The 15840-nt window shown below is 66.6% G+C and carries 18 protein-coding genes; 13 read left to right on the forward strand and 5 right to left on the reverse strand.

Annotated elements, in window-relative coordinates; all coding sequences use genetic code 11:
• Nucleotides 1-155 precede the first annotated feature (155 nt).
• Together ACQHI0_RS32165 and ACQHI0_RS32170 are read left to right on the forward strand one after the other, a co-directional pair.
• The gene (locus tag ACQHI0_RS32165) at nt 156-1178 is read left to right on the forward strand and encodes an alpha/beta hydrolase (protein WP_427909371.1); all 1023 of its coding nucleotides are present in this window, start codon (nt 156-158) and stop codon (nt 1176-1178) included.
• A gap of 145 nt (nt 1179-1323) precedes the next feature.
• Nucleotides 1324-2580 (forward strand): TetR/AcrR family transcriptional regulator, encoded by a 1257-nt coding sequence (locus tag ACQHI0_RS32170; RefSeq protein ID WP_427905473.1) that lies wholly within the window; start codon nt 1324-1326, stop codon nt 2578-2580.
• Here ACQHI0_RS32170 and ACQHI0_RS32175 read toward each other — a convergent pair.
• Nucleotides 2565-4061, reverse strand: coding sequence for an aldehyde dehydrogenase family protein (locus ACQHI0_RS32175; RefSeq protein WP_427905474.1), 1497 nt, complete (start codon nt 4059-4061; stop codon nt 2565-2567). The genes ACQHI0_RS32170 and ACQHI0_RS32175 overlap by 16 nt on opposite strands.
• Nucleotides 4062-4376: 315 nt before the next feature.
• On the opposite strand from ACQHI0_RS32175, the gene ACQHI0_RS32180 reads away from it, so the two are divergent.
• The 3 genes from ACQHI0_RS32180 to ACQHI0_RS32190 are packed head-to-tail and all read left to right on the forward strand — an operon-like array spanning nt 4377 to nt 7026.
• Nucleotides 4377-5378, forward strand: a complete 1002-nt coding sequence (locus ACQHI0_RS32180) for an ATP-binding cassette domain-containing protein (protein WP_427905475.1) — start codon at nt 4377-4379, stop codon at nt 5376-5378.
• 5 nt (nt 5379-5383) lie between these two features.
• Nucleotides 5384-6187: an ABC transporter permease gene (locus ACQHI0_RS32185; RefSeq protein WP_427905476.1), complete on the forward strand. Its 804-nt coding sequence runs from the start codon at nt 5384-5386 to the stop codon at nt 6185-6187.
• Entirely contained in the window at nt 6184-7026 is an 843-nt protein-coding gene (locus ACQHI0_RS32190) for an ABC transporter permease (protein ID WP_427905477.1), read from the forward strand. The genes ACQHI0_RS32185 and ACQHI0_RS32190 overlap by 4 nt, the downstream gene beginning before the upstream one ends.
• 53 nt (nt 7027-7079) lie before the next feature.
• On the opposite strand, the gene ACQHI0_RS32195 is transcribed toward ACQHI0_RS32190, so the two are convergent.
• The 4 genes from ACQHI0_RS32195 to ACQHI0_RS32210 all read right to left on the reverse strand — a co-directional run bounded on the left by ACQHI0_RS32195 (nt 7080) and on the right by ACQHI0_RS32210 (nt 10963).
• Complete coding sequence (locus ACQHI0_RS32195; RefSeq protein ID WP_427905478.1) at nt 7080-8264, reverse strand: lycopene cyclase family protein; 1185 nt, start codon at nt 8262-8264, stop codon at nt 7080-7082.
• A 99-nt stretch (nt 8265-8363) separates the two neighbouring features.
• Nucleotides 8364-9545: an ABC transporter permease gene (locus ACQHI0_RS32200; RefSeq protein WP_427905479.1), complete on the reverse strand. Its 1182-nt coding sequence runs from the start codon at nt 9543-9545 to the stop codon at nt 8364-8366.
• Nucleotides 9542-10420 carry an ABC transporter ATP-binding protein gene (locus ACQHI0_RS32205; RefSeq protein WP_427905480.1) on the reverse strand — a complete coding sequence of 293 codons (879 nt, stop codon included), beginning with the start codon at nt 10418-10420 and terminating at the stop codon, nt 9542-9544. The genes ACQHI0_RS32200 and ACQHI0_RS32205 overlap by 4 nt, the downstream gene beginning before the upstream one ends.
• A 66-nt stretch (nt 10421-10486) precedes the next feature.
• Complete coding sequence (locus tag ACQHI0_RS32210) at nt 10487-10963, reverse strand: hotdog fold domain-containing protein (RefSeq protein WP_427905481.1); 477 nt, start codon at nt 10961-10963, stop codon at nt 10487-10489.
• Nucleotides 10964-11521: 558 nt separating this feature from the next.
• On the opposite strand from ACQHI0_RS32210, the gene rpsJ reads away from it, so the two are divergent.
• The 8 genes from rpsJ to rpsC are packed head-to-tail and all read left to right on the forward strand — an operon-like array spanning nt 11522 to nt 15838.
• Nucleotides 11522-11827: a 30S ribosomal protein S10 gene (gene rpsJ, locus ACQHI0_RS32215; protein ID WP_040804197.1), complete on the forward strand. Its 306-nt coding sequence runs from the start codon at nt 11522-11524 to the stop codon at nt 11825-11827.
• Between the two features lie 14 nt (nt 11828-11841).
• Nucleotides 11842-12507 (forward strand): 50S ribosomal protein L3, encoded by a 666-nt coding sequence (rplC, locus tag ACQHI0_RS32220; protein ID WP_266296847.1) that lies wholly within the window; start codon nt 11842-11844, stop codon nt 12505-12507.
• Nucleotides 12504-13178 carry a 50S ribosomal protein L4 gene (gene rplD, locus ACQHI0_RS32225; protein WP_101464455.1) on the forward strand — a complete coding sequence of 225 codons (675 nt, stop codon included), beginning with the start codon at nt 12504-12506 and terminating at the stop codon, nt 13176-13178. Before rplC ends, rplD begins: the two co-directional genes overlap by 4 nt.
• Entirely contained in the window at nt 13175-13480 is a 306-nt protein-coding gene (rplW, locus tag ACQHI0_RS32230; protein ID WP_056818486.1) for a 50S ribosomal protein L23, read from the forward strand. Before rplD ends, rplW begins: the two co-directional genes overlap by 4 nt.
• Nucleotides 13481-13512: 32 nt before the next feature.
• Nucleotides 13513-14349 (forward strand): 50S ribosomal protein L2, encoded by an 837-nt coding sequence (gene rplB / locus ACQHI0_RS32235; protein ID WP_056818484.1) that lies wholly within the window; start codon nt 13513-13515, stop codon nt 14347-14349.
• 14 nt (nt 14350-14363) lie between these two features.
• On the forward strand, nt 14364-14645 hold the full coding sequence (gene rpsS, locus ACQHI0_RS32240) for a 30S ribosomal protein S19 (protein WP_056818481.1): 282 nt from the start codon (nt 14364-14366) through the stop codon (nt 14643-14645).
• Complete coding sequence (rplV, locus tag ACQHI0_RS32245) at nt 14642-15043, forward strand: 50S ribosomal protein L22 (RefSeq protein ID WP_067448312.1); 402 nt, start codon at nt 14642-14644, stop codon at nt 15041-15043. The genes rpsS and rplV overlap by 4 nt, the downstream gene beginning before the upstream one ends.
• Nucleotides 15044-15838 (forward strand): 30S ribosomal protein S3, encoded by a 795-nt coding sequence (rpsC, locus tag ACQHI0_RS32250; RefSeq protein WP_266296840.1) that lies wholly within the window; start codon nt 15044-15046, stop codon nt 15836-15838. It abuts the gene before it with no gap.
• The last annotated feature ends 2 nt before the right edge of the window (nt 15839-15840 follow it).

The raw sequence follows: 15840 nt of genomic DNA on the forward strand, positions 1-15840 counted from the left end.
ACCCCTGTTGTAACTACCGGATAACCCGTAGGGTCTGGCGTGTTGCAACTTCGTGCCCTGTTGGGGAGCACGGACCGAGTCGGAATTCGAGACGAAGCGAAGGTGCGAAATTGATGCGTCGGCCCACCCGGCGTCGTGGCTCAAGGGCCGCGGCGATGATCGCGGCAACGGCAGTGGCGGCGGGACTGATGTCCGGCATCGGCACGAGTCCGGCATCCGCTGACCCGATCATCGATTCCAAGAGCCTGCTCGCCAATCCCGTCTCCGACGACGGCTCCAAGATCGTCAAGGCCGAAGTGAAGGATTCGCGCAGTCTGCGACTGCACGTGTACTCCGCGGCCATGGACCAGAACATCATCGTCGACGTGCAGCGTCCCGCCGACGCCTCGGTCCCGCGCCCCACCCTGTACCTGCTCAATGGTGCGGGCGGCGGCGAGGATTCGGCGTCCTGGGTGGCCAAGACCGACGCGCTCGAATTCCTCGGCGACAAGAACGTCAACGTCATCCAGCCGATCGGTGGCTCCTGGAGCTACTACACCGACTGGATCGCCGACGATCCGGTTGTCGGGCGCAACAAGTGGAAGACCTTCTTCACCGAGGAACTGCCCCCGCTGGTCGACGGCGCGCTGGGCACCAACGGTGTGAACGCCATCGCGGGCCTGTCCACCTCGGGCACCACCGTGCTCGCGCTGCCGATCGCCAAGCCCGGCCTGTACAAGGCGGCCGCGGCCTACAGCGGTTGCGCGCAGACCTCCGACCCGGTCGGTTCGGAGTTCGTGAAGCTCACGGTCGAGACCTGGGGCGGCGGCGACACCATGAACATGTGGGGTCCGCAGGGCTCGGAGGAATGGGTCAAGAACGACCCGTACGTGAATGCCGAGGGTTTGCGCGGCGTGGATCTCTACGTCTCCACCGGCAACGGCCTGCCCGGCCCGTACGACACTCTCGACGGCCCGTACGCGCTGCCCGGCGCCTACGGCCTGGCCAACCAGATCGTCATCGGTGGCGTGATCGAGGCAGGCACCAACTACTGCACGCACAACCTGGCCAACCGCCTCAACGAGCTGGGTATCCCGGCGACCTTCAACTTCCGCCCCAACGGCACCCACTCGTGGGGCTACTGGAAGGACGAGCTGAAGCTGTCGTGGCCGACCCTGGCTCGCGGGCTCGGCCTGTAGACCACAGTTTCTCCCGAACCGCCTCGGTAGCGAGCACGTCGCTGCCGAGGCGGTTCCATTTCCCCGACCTGCCCTCGACGTTTGCGAATTGTGGTTAACTTAGGTTGACTGGTCCAACCCGGTTCGCGCAACGGAAAGTGAGTGCATGGTCGCCGATCGCAGTGAGGCCGAACAGGCCGGCGAGCCGACGACCGCACCTGCCCGCGTCGTGCGCCGCAGGCCGAAGGACCGCAAGATGCAGATCATGCGGGCCGCCGCCCGTGCGTTCAGCGCGCGCGGCTACTACCCCGTCGGCGTGGACGAGATCGCCGCCGAAGTGGGCATCTCGGGCCCGGCGTTGTACCGCCATTTCGCCAATAAATACGCGCTGCTCGTCGCCGCCGCCGAGGAGGGTGCTCGGGGTTTGCGCGATGTCGCCGCCGCGGCCGACGACCCGTCGCTGAGCCCGGAGGCCAGGCTCGACGCGGTGCTCACCGCGGTCGCCGAACGCAATATCGACATCCGCCGCGAGGCCGGGCTCTACCGCTGGGAACGCCGCTATCTCGAGCGCGAGGACCGGGTGCGCATCCGCGCCTACTACCGCGAACTCGAGGCCACCGTCGCCGCGCGGATCGCCGAGCTGCGCCCCGAGGCGAGCGCGGACGACGTCGTCCTGCTCGCGGTCGGCGCACTGAGTTCGCTGGCCAGCATCGCCGCGCATCGCACCACCCTCTCGCACGGCCGCATGCTCGCGGTCCAGCTCGAGATGGCCTGGGCGATCGTGCGCGCCGAGCTCCCGCCGACCCCCGGCGAGGCAGAGCCGGACAAGCAGACCCGCGGTCTGCCCGTCACGTCGAAACGTGAACAGCTGCTCACCGAGGCGATCCGGATCTTCGGCCGCAACGGCTATCACGAATCCGGCATCGAGGAGATCGGCGCCGCCGTCGGCATCAATGCCTCGAGCGTCTACCGTCACTTCGACAGCAAGGCCGACCTGCTCGCCGCCGCCTTCCATCGCACCGCCGACCGGCTCGCGGTCGCGATCGGCGATGCGCTGGCCGAGACCGACGACCGGGCCGACGCCGCCCGCCGCATCGCCGACCAGCACGCGCGCTTGACGTTCGCGACGCCCGAGATCGCGCCGGTCTACTACGCGGAGTTCAGCAATCTCCCGCAGGCCGAGCAGCACCGCCTGCGCGCCATCCAGCGACAGAACATCCTCGAATGGGCCAACCTGCTCGACGGCGACCCGATCGAAGCCCGCTTCCGCGTGCACGCCGCCGTCGGCCAGATCATCGATGTCGGCCGGTTGCTGCGCTTCGACTCGCGCCCCGAGCAGCTCGCCCGCCTCGCCGCGCTGACCGACGCGGTGTTGCTCGGAAATGGCTCGGCGGAGACAGAACTAGGTCAGCCGCGACCGTGACGCAGGCGGAACAGGGCTTTCGCCGCCTGTAAGTGCCCTGGTCGGCGATCGAAGGTCGACAGCCGCACCGGCGCCCGGTAGCGCCTGCGGGCGATCGACATCGTCCGGCTGTATTCGAACAGACCCTGCTGACCGTGGCTGTGTCCCTGGCCGTACTCGCCGACACCGCCGAACGGCAGGGCCGGAATGCCGGTGAACGCGGTCGACGAATTCACCGTCACCACACCGACTTTCAATTGCTCGGCGATGAACTCCGCGCTGGGGATGTCGAGGGTGAAGATGGTGACGGCGATGCCGTTGCCCGCCGCGTTCACCCGGGCGACCGCGTCGGCCAGGTCGGCGACCCGGTTCACCACCAGCACCGGGCCGATCCCCTCACCGGTGATCGCGATGCTCTCCTCGGGCACCTCGGCCAGCACGATCGGCTCCACATACGGGTCGCGGAACGAATCGAGTCCGCCGAGCACCGCGTGCCCACCGTGGATGAGCGCGTCGCTGACCTGCCTGCGCACCACGTCGACCTGGGTGGCATTGATCATCGGGCCGTAGGAGGCACGATTGTCGGCGCCGGGACGCAGCTTCGCCGCCCGCTCGGCCACCTTGGCCAGGAAATCGTCGAACACCGAATCGGCGACATAACAGCGCTGGATCCCCGAGGAGTTCTGCCCGGCATTGGCCATCGCGCCGAACACCGCCGCCTCCGCGGCCGCGTCGAGCACCGCGTCGACGTGCACGATCATCGAGCCCTTGCCGAGGTTCTCCACCACCACCGGCGTCAACGTCTGCGCGCAGAGCGCGATCACCTCGCGCCCGCGTGCTTCCGGCCCGGCGTAGGCGATCTTGTCCACCCCCGCCTTGCACAGGGCTGTCGCCGTCCGCGAATTTCCGGTCACCGCTTGCAGCACAGGCTGTTCGGGCGAAACCGCGGCCCAGCTGTCGGCCAGCCAGGTGCCGACGCCGGTGCTGAGTTCGTGTGGATTGAACACCACCGTGTTACCGGCTGCCATGGCGTAGGCGATCGAACCCATCGGTGTGAACACCGGGTTGTTCCACGCGCCGAGTACCCCGATCACCCCCAGTGGCAGATAGCCGACGGAGGCATGCTGATTGCGGGTCATCCAGCCGGTGGACAGGCGTTTTCGGCCCAGTGTGCGCTCGGCATTGCGGGCGGCCCAGTCCAGATTCTCCACCGCGAGCATCACTTCCAGGGTGGCGTCGGCCTCCGGCTTGCCGGTCTCGCTGCGCAGCAGCTCCACCAATTCGCCCGCGTTGCGGGCGATCTGGCGACGCCAGTCGAGTAGTAGGTGCTTGCGCTCACCGAAAGCCAGTTCGCCCCACCAGTTCTGGGTGACACGTGCGGTGCGTACCGCGCGGGTGACCTCGGCGGTGCCCTGCACGGGATACTGCGCTAACTGTTCACCGGTGCGCGGATCGAAAGACGTGAGCACATCGGATCGACCGGTTGTCGCGGATTCGACCACGGTCACCTCCCCACAAAGATCGAGCACGCCCGCACGCGGGCCGGTGAGACGAGTGTTTCCCCGGCTGTCAGCGTATGGGCGTACGGCCCGGCCGACAAGGTCAGCGCACTGCCCTTGCACTGCCCACGTGAGCAATACCACTGCGGGCGGCGAACACGGCCCGGCAAACCGGGCGCATCAACGCAGACCGGGCCGGGAAAACCACCGGACCGGTAACATCGCGCCGAACGGTATGGATCACTTACCGGGAAGAATTTATTCCGCGTGCGCTCGTCTCGTCAGGGCCGTGCGCACCCGGCCGATGGTGGAGAGTTGATGCCGAGTTCGATCTCAGTGGATTCGCCCGCAGGTGGCGTCGCGTCGAGCGACAGTGAACCCGCGGTGCTGGTGTCCGACGTGCGCAAGTCGTTCGGTGACGTGCACGCGTTGCAGGGCATCAGTTTCCAGGCCGGCAAGGCCAGTGTGCTGGGCATCCTCGGACCCAACGGTGCGGGCAAGACCACCATGGTCAAGGTCCTGTCGACCTTGCTGCGCCCCGACTCCGGCACCGCCGTGGTGGCCGGGCACGACGTGCTCACCGACGCCGCCGGTGTGCGCCGTTCGATCATGATGACCGGCCAGTACGCCGCGCTCGACGAGAACCTGACCGGCAAGGAGAACCTCGAGCTGTTCGGTCGCCTGATGGGCCTGCCCAAGTCGGCCGCCCGCAAGCGCGCCGAGGTGCTGCTCGAGGAGTTCGACTTGGTCAGCGCCGGTAAGCGGGCCGTGCGCAACTACTCCGGCGGCATGCGCCGTCGCGTCGACATCGCCTGCGGGCTGGTCGTGCGGCCCGAGGTGGTGTTCCTCGACGAACCGACCACCGGCCTCGACCCACGCAGCCGGCAGGGCGTGTGGGATCTGGTGACCGCGCTCAAGAACCAGGGCATCACGGTGCTGCTGACCACGCAGTACCTCGAAGAGGCCGACGTACTCAGCGACAACATCATCGTCATCGACAAGGGCACCGTCATCGCGGAAGGCACCGCCGACGAGCTCAAGGCCAAAACCGGCGGCAGCTTCTGCGAGATCGTCCCGCTCGATCCGAGCCGCGTCCCGCAGACCGTCAAGGCGCTCGGTGACCTGGTCCCGGCCGCGGTCGCCGCCGAGACCGACGGTGCCGACAAGGTGTCCATTCCCGCCCCCGACGGCGCCGCCACCCTCGCCGAGGCACTGCGCAGGCTCGACGCCGCGGGCATCGACCTGGCCGACATCGCCCTGCGCCGCCCCTCGCTCGACGACGTGTTCCTGTCGATCACCGGCCACACGGGCGGCCACTAGTGAGCGTGTCCACCCCCGCGGCGAACACGTTGTTCGCCGAGCTTCCGGCTGTGCGCCCGAGCAGTTTCGCGCAGTGGCGCGCGCTGACCGGGCGCATCGTGCGCACCATGGCCACCAAGGGCGAGCTGATCGTCGCGGTGCTCACCCCGCTCGTGGTGACCGTGGCCTTCTACCTGCCGTTGCGGTACGTGATGAAGGTCCAGGGCATCGACTACGCGCAGTACGTGATGCCGATCGTCGTGCTGCAGACGATGGCCATGACGATGATGTCGAACGCGCAGCTCGCGGCGTTCGAAGCGCTCACCGGATTGAGTACTCGGCTCCAGACGATGCCGATCGGTTCGCTGGTTCCGCTGCTGTCGCGCATCTGCGCGGGTCTGGTGCGGTCGATCGTCTCGCTGATCGCGACCGTGGGCTACGGGTATGTGATCGGGTTCCGGTTCACCGGCGGCTGGTTGCAGGCGCTCGCGTTCTGCGGCTTCGCGCTGATCGTCGGCGTGGTGCTCACGCTCGGCGCCGACGCGCTCGGCAGCCTCACCAAGAACCCCGAGGCACTCAGCCAGGCCCTCACCCTGCCGATCCTGATCTTCGGCATGATGTCGACCGGGTTCGTGCCGGAGGCCAGCTTCCCGTCGTGGGTGCGGCCGTTCGCGCGCAACCAGCCGATCTCCCAGTTCGCCCAGACGCTCAGCGATATGGCCGCGGGCCAGCTGAGCTGGGCTGGGACCTGGGTATCGCTGGCCTGGCTCGGCGGACTCACCATTTTCTTCCTCCCACTGGCCGTGTGGGCGAGCGTGAGGCGATCATGACAACCATCGAGACCGCTGCCGTCGAGACCGCGGCCGAGCTGCCGGTGGTGCACGCCAAACCGGAGAACTCGGTGTCGGTGTGGTTCACCCACAGCCTGATCCAGACCAAGCGTCTGCTGATGGTGTGGTTGCGCGACCCGTCCACCACCATCCAGACCATCGCCTACCCCGCGGTGACGTTGCTGATGTTCCGGATCGTGCTCGGTGACTCGATCACCGCGGCCACCGGCGCACCGAGCATCTACGGCCAGGCCGCGTTGCTCACCCTGGTCGCGGCCATGACCGGTGCGGTGGTGAGTGCGCTCGGCTTCAAGCGCGAGAAGGCATCAGGGCTGCTCAGCCGGTTCTACACGATGCCGCTGAACAAGGCTTCGCTGCTGACCGGTCGACTGCTGGCCGAGATGCTGCGCATCCTGCTCACCACACTGATCGTGCTGCTCGTCGCGGTGCCGCTCGGGTTCCTGTTCATGGAGGACCCGCTCGCCAATATCGCGCTGGTGCTCGTTCCGGTGCTGTTCGGCATCGGATTCGCGGTGATGGTGACCGCCTTGGCCACGATCACCGAGGGCGTGATGCTGATCAGCCTCATCGGCATCCTCAACACCCTGCTGATGTTCTTCAACACCGGCTTCGTGCCCGTGTTCGCCTATCCCACCTGGTTGCAGGATGTGGTCGCGAATCAGCCGATGAGCTGTGCGATCGACGCGATGAAGGGCCTGTCCTACGGCGGGCCGGTCGCCGAACCGCTGCTCAAGACGGTCGCGTGGACGGTCGGCATGGTCGCGGTCTTCGCCTACCCGGCGATTGTCGGCTACAAGAAGGCCGCCGAGTCGTCCTGAGTCGTGCCCGATTCTGATCGCCGCCACGAACTTCTGTGGCGGCGATCAGTGCGTTATCGGCTGGATGAGGCGGCGTCTGCGGGCGCGAAGGGGTAGTCGAGCCAGCGGTCGCGGTTGGTCCAGCCGACGAGGTCGTAGCGCCAGCGGAACGGCCAGGTGTGGGCGACGGTGTTGAACAGGACGGCGCCGAGGGCGGTGTAGTCGTCGTGGGCCGAGAGCAGGGCCCGCTGGCCGCGTTCGGATTCGGTGAAGAAGGCGTCGAACATGGCGATGGACTGGTCGGTGGTGAGCCGGCCGAGACCCCACAGGCCGCGCATGCGCATCCAGTACACGGCCCTGGCCTGCCACGGCCAGAGGGCTTCGATCGGGTTCTCGCCCCGTTGCACCGCGGCGACGGCGGTGTCGGCCAGTGCGAGGGAGTCGGCCACGCTGTAACCGGTGCAGGGGTGCATCATCCCGCCGCGCGAGCCGAACGGCACCGCGACGGCGGTGCCCTTCTTCGGGGGTCGCTGATCCAGGGGATAGTGGGCGGCTTCGTGCGGTTCGTCGCCGGTGAGGGTGATGCCGTGGGCAGCGAGCCGGTTCAGGGTGCGCTTGCGCAACTCGTGCTGCGGCATCCCGCCACGTAACCCGAGGCTCGTCTCCTCGAAGATCACCGTCCCGTCGCCGAGCGGCACCGCGTAGAGGAACGACGGCGGCTCATCCGGGCCCGCCCCGTTCTCCGGCCGCCAATCCAGCAGCAGCCCTTCACCTTCCGCGACCATCGGCGCGGCGGTCTCGGCATCGACGAAGATTCCGTGCGCCGAGGCGGCCCTGCGCCTGCCCAGCGTCGGCAGCCCCCTGGTATCGAACACCGTATTCGCCGAGATCACCGTTGCGTCCGCGAGCTCGACCTCGTGGGCGTCCACCCGCCGCGCCCGATCCGCGAAGACCGTCGCGTCGTCCAAGGCCAACGTCGCGTGCAGCCCAGCCTTGGAGAGCACGCAATACGGCCGCTCGATCCGATGCTCGCCTTTGGTCCACACCGTCGGCGCCGCGATCCGCTGCGCGATCGCACTCTCCGGCAGCCACTCGGGCAACTCGTCGATCCAGCAGGAGAAGGTCGGCGGGAACAGCCGCTCCGGCCGCGGATCCACCGCCGCCACCCGCAACCCCGCCACGGCCGCGCGATGCGCCAACCCCCGCCCGGTCGGACCGAGCCCGACCACACAGATATCGAATTCCCGCGCAACGCTCACGTCCGCATTCAATCGGCAGCACCCGCTGCCACGCAAGCACCATGTGATCCGGTCGTCACTTCGTCCGCGCGACCAGCCCGTGATGGCCGGCTGCAGATGCTAGTCCTCCAGCGCAAGCGCTTGGCGCATCGTCAGGCGGCCCTGGGTCTGCATCAGGGAGCGGCGGTAGATCTTCTCGGCGATGACGACGATGCCGTAGGTGGCCACCGCCATCAGGGCAAGGGCGAGGAACGGTTCCCACCAGGCCGCGGTGCCTTCGGCAAGGCGACCCGGCATGGCGACGATCGACATGATCGGAACGTAGGAGGCGATCACGCGGGCGGTGCCGGTGAGGAAGATGCCCGCGAACAGCACGATCATGATCAGCATCGAGAGCGGGGTGGCGGTGGACTGGAGGTCTTCGCTGCGGGTGGCAAGCGAACCCGCGACGGCCCACAGACTCGCCAGGGCGAGGAATCCGACGAGGAAGAAGACGATGAACCAGCCCGCGGCCCCGGCGACCTGGCCCAGCTGGTCGGCCTGGCCGGTCGCCGCCAATCCGGTCAGTCCGGCCCCGACGAACAGGACGAGCTGCCCGAACGCCAGCGCCGCGTTGCCCGCGACCTTGCCGATCAGCAACTGCCGCAACGGCATCGCACTGGCGAGAATCTCCACGATCCGGTTCTGCTTCTCCTCGACCACGCTCTGCGCGATGGACATGCCGAACAGAATCGACGCCAGATAGAAGAGGAACGCGAAGACGAACGAGACGATCTTGGCGAGTCCCGGGTCGATCGAACCCTTCTCGAGCAGGTCGTAGGTCACCGTGGCGCCACGGCCGAGCTCTTCGAGTGAGACGCCCGCCGCGGCGGCATTGCGTTGCACCGCGATCTGCTGCGCGGCGGCGGTGATGTAGGTGGTGGCGTCGTCGTCTTCGGCGGTCTTCCCGATCAGCTGCCACCCGGTGGGTTCGGCGGGCACCAAACCCACGTCGACCGCGTCCTCGCGCACCAGCTGCTCGACCGCGGCACGGTCGGCGACGGGTCGCGCGGTGAACGTGATGTCGGTGCCGGCGCCCGCGGCCAGGCTGTTGGCCGTGTCGAGCACGACTGAGGTCTGCGAACCGGCGATCGCCACGTCGACCTTGTCGGGCCTGCTGCTGACAAATCCGCTGATCGCCAGCGAGGCGATGATCGCCACGATCGTGACCACCGTCGAGATGACGAAGTTGCGATCACGCAGCTTCACCACGATCTCCCTGGCCGCGACGATCCGCCACACGCTGCGCGATGACCCGCTCATTTCGTCACCTCACGGTAGATCTCGGCGACCGTCGGCCGCACCTCGGCGAACTCCCGCACCGATCCCCGCGACAGCGCCTCCTTCAACACCCCGTCGGTGCCTGCGCCGTCGACCTCGAACAACACGCCCGGCCCGGCACTCTCGACCACCCGAACCCCCGGGTAATCCCGCAACCACCCCGGGTCACCGTCGAGCACCAGCCGGTACCGCGTGCCGCCGCTGGACCGCAGCTCGTCGACCGAGCCCTGTCCGACCACCCGGCCCGCGGCGAGCACGACCAGCTGATCGCACAACCGCTCCACGAGATCCAGCTGGTGCGACGAGAACAGCACGGGCACACCCTGATCGGTGTGTTCCCGCAGCAGATCCACCATCGAATCCACGGCGAGGGGGTCGAGTCCCGAGAACGGCTCGTCCAGGATCAGCGCCGTCGGTCGCGCGATCACCGCCGCCGCGATCTGGACGCGCTGTTGATTGCCCAGCGACAGCGATTCGAGCTTGTCCTTGCCGCGCGCGCCCAGATCGAACCGCTCCAGCAGGCTCTCGGTACGTGCCTTCGCCTCGCCGACGGGCAGCCCACGCAGCCGGGCCAGGTACACGAGCTGGTCGAACACCGGCTGCTTGGGATAGAGCCCCCGCTCCTCGGGCATGTATCCGAACGAGCGCCGATCCAGCTCGGTCACCGGCCTGCCGTCCCACCGGATCTCGCCGGAATGAACGGCCAAGACGCCCATGATCATTCGCATCGTGGTGGTCTTGCCCGCCCCGTTGCCACCGACGAAACCGGTCAGCGCACCGGGCGGTACCGCGAACGACACGTTGTCGACCGCGACGTTGTCCCCGAACCGCCGCGTCAGCTGGGCGACTTCCAACATCGGACTCCCCATCGTGATAGTTGTCTGCCCACAACCGTACCGAGGCAACGGTTCACCCGGCCGCAATCAGCGCGGCGAAACCCAGGTGGTGATGTCGGCGTGGACGACCTCGATGCCGTCCTTGTCGTAGATCGAGACGGGAACGGTCAGTTCCATGCCCTTGGTGATCGCGTCGAAGTCGGGGATCTCGTCGAGTTTCGCGACCGCGCGCAGGCCGGATTCCGCCTTGGCCAGGTACTGGACGTTCATCGACTTGGGGATCCAGCGATGGGTGGTGGGAACGGTGGCCTCGCTGAGCATGCCCATCGCCACCTCGGCGAGGTTGCAGGCCGCGATGGCGTGGAAGGTGCCGAGATGGTTGTGGATGCCGAACCACTTCGGGGAGGTCACCTCGCAGACGCCGGGTTCGAGGCGGACCACCTGGGGGAGCACGGTGCCGAAGTAGGGGACCCGGGCGACCATGCCGAGCGAGAACAGCGCGTGCCCGATGCGGTTGTCGGGCAGCTTCTTCCAGCCGCGGTAGGTCGCGGTTTCCTGTGTCATGAGTACTATCTTACTCAAAAGTAAGTTCTGTGGTAACCCTCCGGTGACCAGGCGCGGCGATACGGCAGCTACCATTCATCGGTACAGCCCAGCCGGCGGTGCGGTCGAGGTGGAAGCCCCTGTGAGGGCGTGATCGATACCTCATGACCCCCGATTTGAAGGACGTCGTCGGCATGGTGCATACTGTTCGGGTTGCCTTGCGCAGGATCGACCGACTCTCCGGAGCGGATGATCCGGGCAAGGGGAGCAGTAGTTTGTATCCCGCTGGTTCGCCGGCGTGGATACGTTCGGAACCACGCACTTCCGGCCCATGGTGAGCAATCGACCAGGGTCGGAGATTAAGAGTTAGGGCGACACGCCCGACCGCGTGGACCGGAGAACCATGACAGATGAACAGCGGCGAGGACTAGGTAGTGCCTTTTGGTGCGCCCTGGTTGCGGGTCTTTAGTGGGAAACCACGCTGAGGCGTCTTTCTTGTGTTCGGGCTGTGCAAATTGAGGGTGGTGCGGGAGCTAGCTCCTGTGACCACGAAGGAAAGCGGAGAAAAGGACACTTAGCGTGGCGGGACAAAAGATCCGCATCAGGCTCAAGGCCTATGACCACGAGGCGATCGACGCGTCAGCGCGCAAGATCGTGGAAACGGTGACCCGCACCGGCGCCCGTGTGGTCGGGCCTGTGCCGTTGCCGACCGAGAAGAACATCTACTGCGTCATCCGTTCGCCGCACAAGTACAAGGACTCGCGCGAACACTTCGAGATGCGCACGCACAAACGCCTCATCGACATCCTCGACCCGACGCCGAAGACGGTTGACGCGCTGATGCGCATCGACCTGCCGGCCAGCGTCGACGTCAACATTCAGTGACGGGGACTCGAGACATGACTGACAACAAGAATCGGCCCCAGGCCGGAATCCTGGGCACCAAGCTCGGCATGACCCAGGTCTTCGACGAGAAGAACCGCGTAGTCCCGGTCACCGTCATCAAGGCGGGCCCGAACGTGGTCACCCAGATTCGTACCGTGGAGCGCGACGGCTATTCGGCCGTGCAGATCGCTTTCGGCGCCATCGACCCGCGCAAGGTGAACAAGCCGACTTCCGGCCAGTTCGCCAAGGCCGGTGTCACCCCGCGCCGCCACGTCACCGAGATCCGCGTCGCGGATGCCTCCACCTTCGAGATCGGCCAGGAACTCTCGGCTGATGTCTTCGAAGAGGGCACCTACGTCGACGTGACCGGAATCAGCAAGGGCAAGGGCTTCGCCGGCACCATGAAGCGTCACGGCTTCAAGGGCCAGGGCGCCTCGCACGGTGCGCAGGCTGTGCACCGTCGCCCGGGTTCCATCGGTGGCTGTGCCACTCCCGGCCGCGTGTTCAAGGGCATGCGCATGTCGGGCCGTATGGGTAACGACCGCGTCACCACGCAGAACCTCTCGGTTCACAAGGTCGATGCCGAGAACGGTTTGCTCCTGGTCAAGGGTGCTATCCCGGGCCGCAAGGGCAACATCGTGATCGTCAAGAGCGCCGTGAAGGGTGGTGCGCACGCATGACCAGCCTCGACAAGAAGGCCAACCTGACGCTGACCGTCAAGGCTGCAGGCGGCAAGACCGAAGGCACCGTCGAACTCCCCTCGGAGATCTTCGACGTGACCGCCAACGTCGCGCTGATGCACCAGGTCGTTATCGCTCAGCTGGCCGCCGCTCGCCAGGGCACCCACTCCACGAAGACTCGTGGCGAGGTCTCCGGTGGTGGCAAGAAGCCGTACCGCCAGAAGGGCACCGGCCGCGCCCGTCAGGGCTCGACCCGTGCGCCGCAGTTCGCCGGCGGTGGCACCGTCCACGGCCCGCAGCCGCGTGACTACAGCCAGCGGACCCCCAAGAAGATGAAGGCGGCCGCCCTGCGCGGTGCCCTCTCCGACCGGGCCCGCAACGAGCGCATCCACGTGATCACCGAACTGGTCTCGGGTCAGAACCCGTCGACCAAGATTGCCAAGGACTTCCTGGCCGAGCTCTCGGGCCGCAAGAAGTTCCTGGTCGTCGTCGGCCGCGAGGACGTCGCCGCGTGGAAGAGCGTGGCGAACCTGCAGAACGTGCTGCCGATCGCCCCGGATCAGCTCAACACCTACGACGTGCTCAACAGCGACGACGTGGTGTTCAGCGTCGAGGCCCTGAACGCATTCGTTCACGGTCCCGCCGAGGCGGCCCAGGAGGAGAGCAAGTGAGCACCATCGCCGACCCCCGCGACATCCTGCTCGCACCGGTCATCTCGGAGAAGTCCTACGGGCTGATCGAGGAAGGCACCTACACCTTCCTGGTGCACCCGGACTCGAACAAGACGCAGATCAAGATCGCCGTCGAGAAGGTTTTCGGCGTCACGGTCACCAGCGTCAATACCGCCAACCGTCAGGGCAAGCGCAAGCGGACCAAATTCGGTTACGGAAAGCGCAAGGACACCAAGCGCGCACTCGTGACCCTCTCGGCCGATAGCAAGCCCATCGAGATCTTCGGAGGACCGGTCGCGTAAGCGCCTGGGACTCCAGAAAGCGAGAAGAACTCATGGCAATCCGTAAATACAAGCCGACTACGCCGGGCCGTCGAGGCTCGAGCGTCTCGGACTTCGCCGAGATCACCCGGTCGACGCCGGAGAAGTCGCTGCTGCGCCCGCTCACCAAGTCCGGTGGTCGTAACGCGCACGGTCGCATCACCACGCGTCACCGCGGTGGCGGTCACAAGCGTGCCTACCGTCTGATCGACTTCCGTCGGCTGGACAAGGACGGCATCCCGGCCAAGGTCGCTCACATCGAGTACGACCCCAACCGCACCGCCAACATCGCACTGCTGCACTTTGCCGACGGCGAGAAGCGCTACATCATCGCGCCGAAGGGCATCAAGCAGGGCAGCCCGATCGAGTCCGGCCCCACGGCCGACATCAAGCCGGGTAACAACCTGCCGCTGCGCAACATCCCGACCGGTACCACGATTCACAACGTGGAGCTGCGTCCGGGCGGCGGCGCCAAGATGGCTCGTTCCGCCGGAATGAGCATTCAGCTGCTGGGCAAGGAAGGGCCGTACGCGACCCTTCGTATGCCCTCGGGTGAAATCCGCCGTGTCGACGTGCGCTGCCGCGCCACCGTCGGCGAGGTCGGCAACGCCGAGCAGTCGAACATCAACTGGGGCAAGGCCGGCCGTATGCGCTGGAAGGGCCGTCGTCCCACCGTCCGTGGTGTCGTCATGAACCCGGTCGACCACCCGCACGGTGGTGGTGAGGGTAAGACCTCCGGTGGTCGCCACCCGGTCTCCCCGTGGGGTCAGCCTGAAGGCCGTACTCGCAAGCCCAACCGCCCGAGCGACAAGCTCATCGTTCGCCGTCGTAAGACCGGCAAGAAGCGCTAAGGAGGAGGTAAGAAATGCCACGCAGCCTCAAGAAGGGCCCGTTCGTCGACGACCACCTCCTCGCGAAGGTGGACGTCCAGAACGAAAAGGGCACGAAGCAGGTCATCAAGACCTGGTCGCGTCGCTCGACCATCATCCCCGATTTCATCGGCCACACTTTCGCCGTCCACGACGGTCGCAAGCATGTCCCGGTGTTCATCTCGGACAACATGGTCGGCCACAAGCTTGGTGAGTTCGCGCCGACCAGGACGTTCAAGAGCCACGTCAAGGACGACCGGAAGAGCAAGCGGCGATGACTGAAACCATTCAGAACCCGACTGCACGCGCAACCGCCAAGCACGTTCGGGTCACCCCGATGAAGGCCCGTCGAGTCGTGGACCTGGTCCGCGGCAAGAGCGTCGAGGACGCGCTGGCGATCCTGCGGTTCGCACCGCAGGCTGCCAGCGAGCCCGTGGCCAAGGTCGTGGCTTCGGCCGCGGCGAACGCCGAGAACAACCTCGGCCTCAACCCGGCCACCCTGGTCATCTCGACTGCTTTTGTCGACGAGGGCGCCACCATGAAGCGTTTCCAGCCGCGGGCCCAGGGCCGTGCGTTCCGGATTCGTAAGCGCACCAGCCACATCACCATCGAGGTCGAGAGCGTGCCCACCACCGGCGCTGCCACTCGTAGCCGCCGGAAGGGAGGGGCAAAGTAAATGGGACAGAAAATTAACCCCCATGGCTTCCGCCTCGGTATCACCACCGACTGGAAGTCGCGTTGGTACGCGGACAAGCAGTACGCGGAATACGTGAAGGAAGACGTTCAGATCCGCAAGCTCCTCGCCACTGGCATGGAGCGGGCAGGCATCTCGAAGGTCGAGATCGAGCGCACCCGTGATCGCGTCCGTGTGGATATCCACACCGCGCGTCCCGGCATCGTGATCGGTCGACGTGGCGCGGAAGCCGATCGCATCCGCGCCGAGCTGGAGAAGCTCACCAAGAAGCAGGTTCAGCTGAACATCCTCGAGGTCAAGAACCCCGAATCGGATGCGCAGCTGGTTGCTCAGGGTGTTGCCGAGCAGCTGTCCAACCGTGTGGCGTTCCGTCGTGCGATGCGTAAGGCCATTCAGTCGGCCATGCGTTCGCCGAACGTCAAGGGCATCCGTGTGCAGTGCTCGGGCCGCCTCGGTGGCGCCGAAATGTCGCGCTCGGAGTTCTACCGTGAAGGTCGTGTTCCGCTGCACACGCTGCGTGCGGACATCGACTACGGCCTCTACGAGGCCAAGACCACCTTCGGTCGCATCGGTGTGAAGGTCTGGATCTACAAGGGTGACATCGTCGGTGGTCGTCGTGAACTGACCGCCGCCGCCGCTGCTCCGGAACGCCCGCGTCGCGAGCGTCCGAGCCGCCCTCGTCGGTCCGGCGCCACTGGCACCACCGCGACCAGCACCGAGGTCGGTCGCGCCGCCACTGCAGTGGCGGAGGCTCCGGCAGAGAACAAGGAGGGCTGACG

The sequence above is a fragment of the Nocardia sp. FBN12 genome (assembly GCF_050320175.1).
Taxonomy (GTDB): domain Bacteria; phylum Actinomycetota; class Actinomycetes; order Mycobacteriales; family Mycobacteriaceae; genus Nocardia.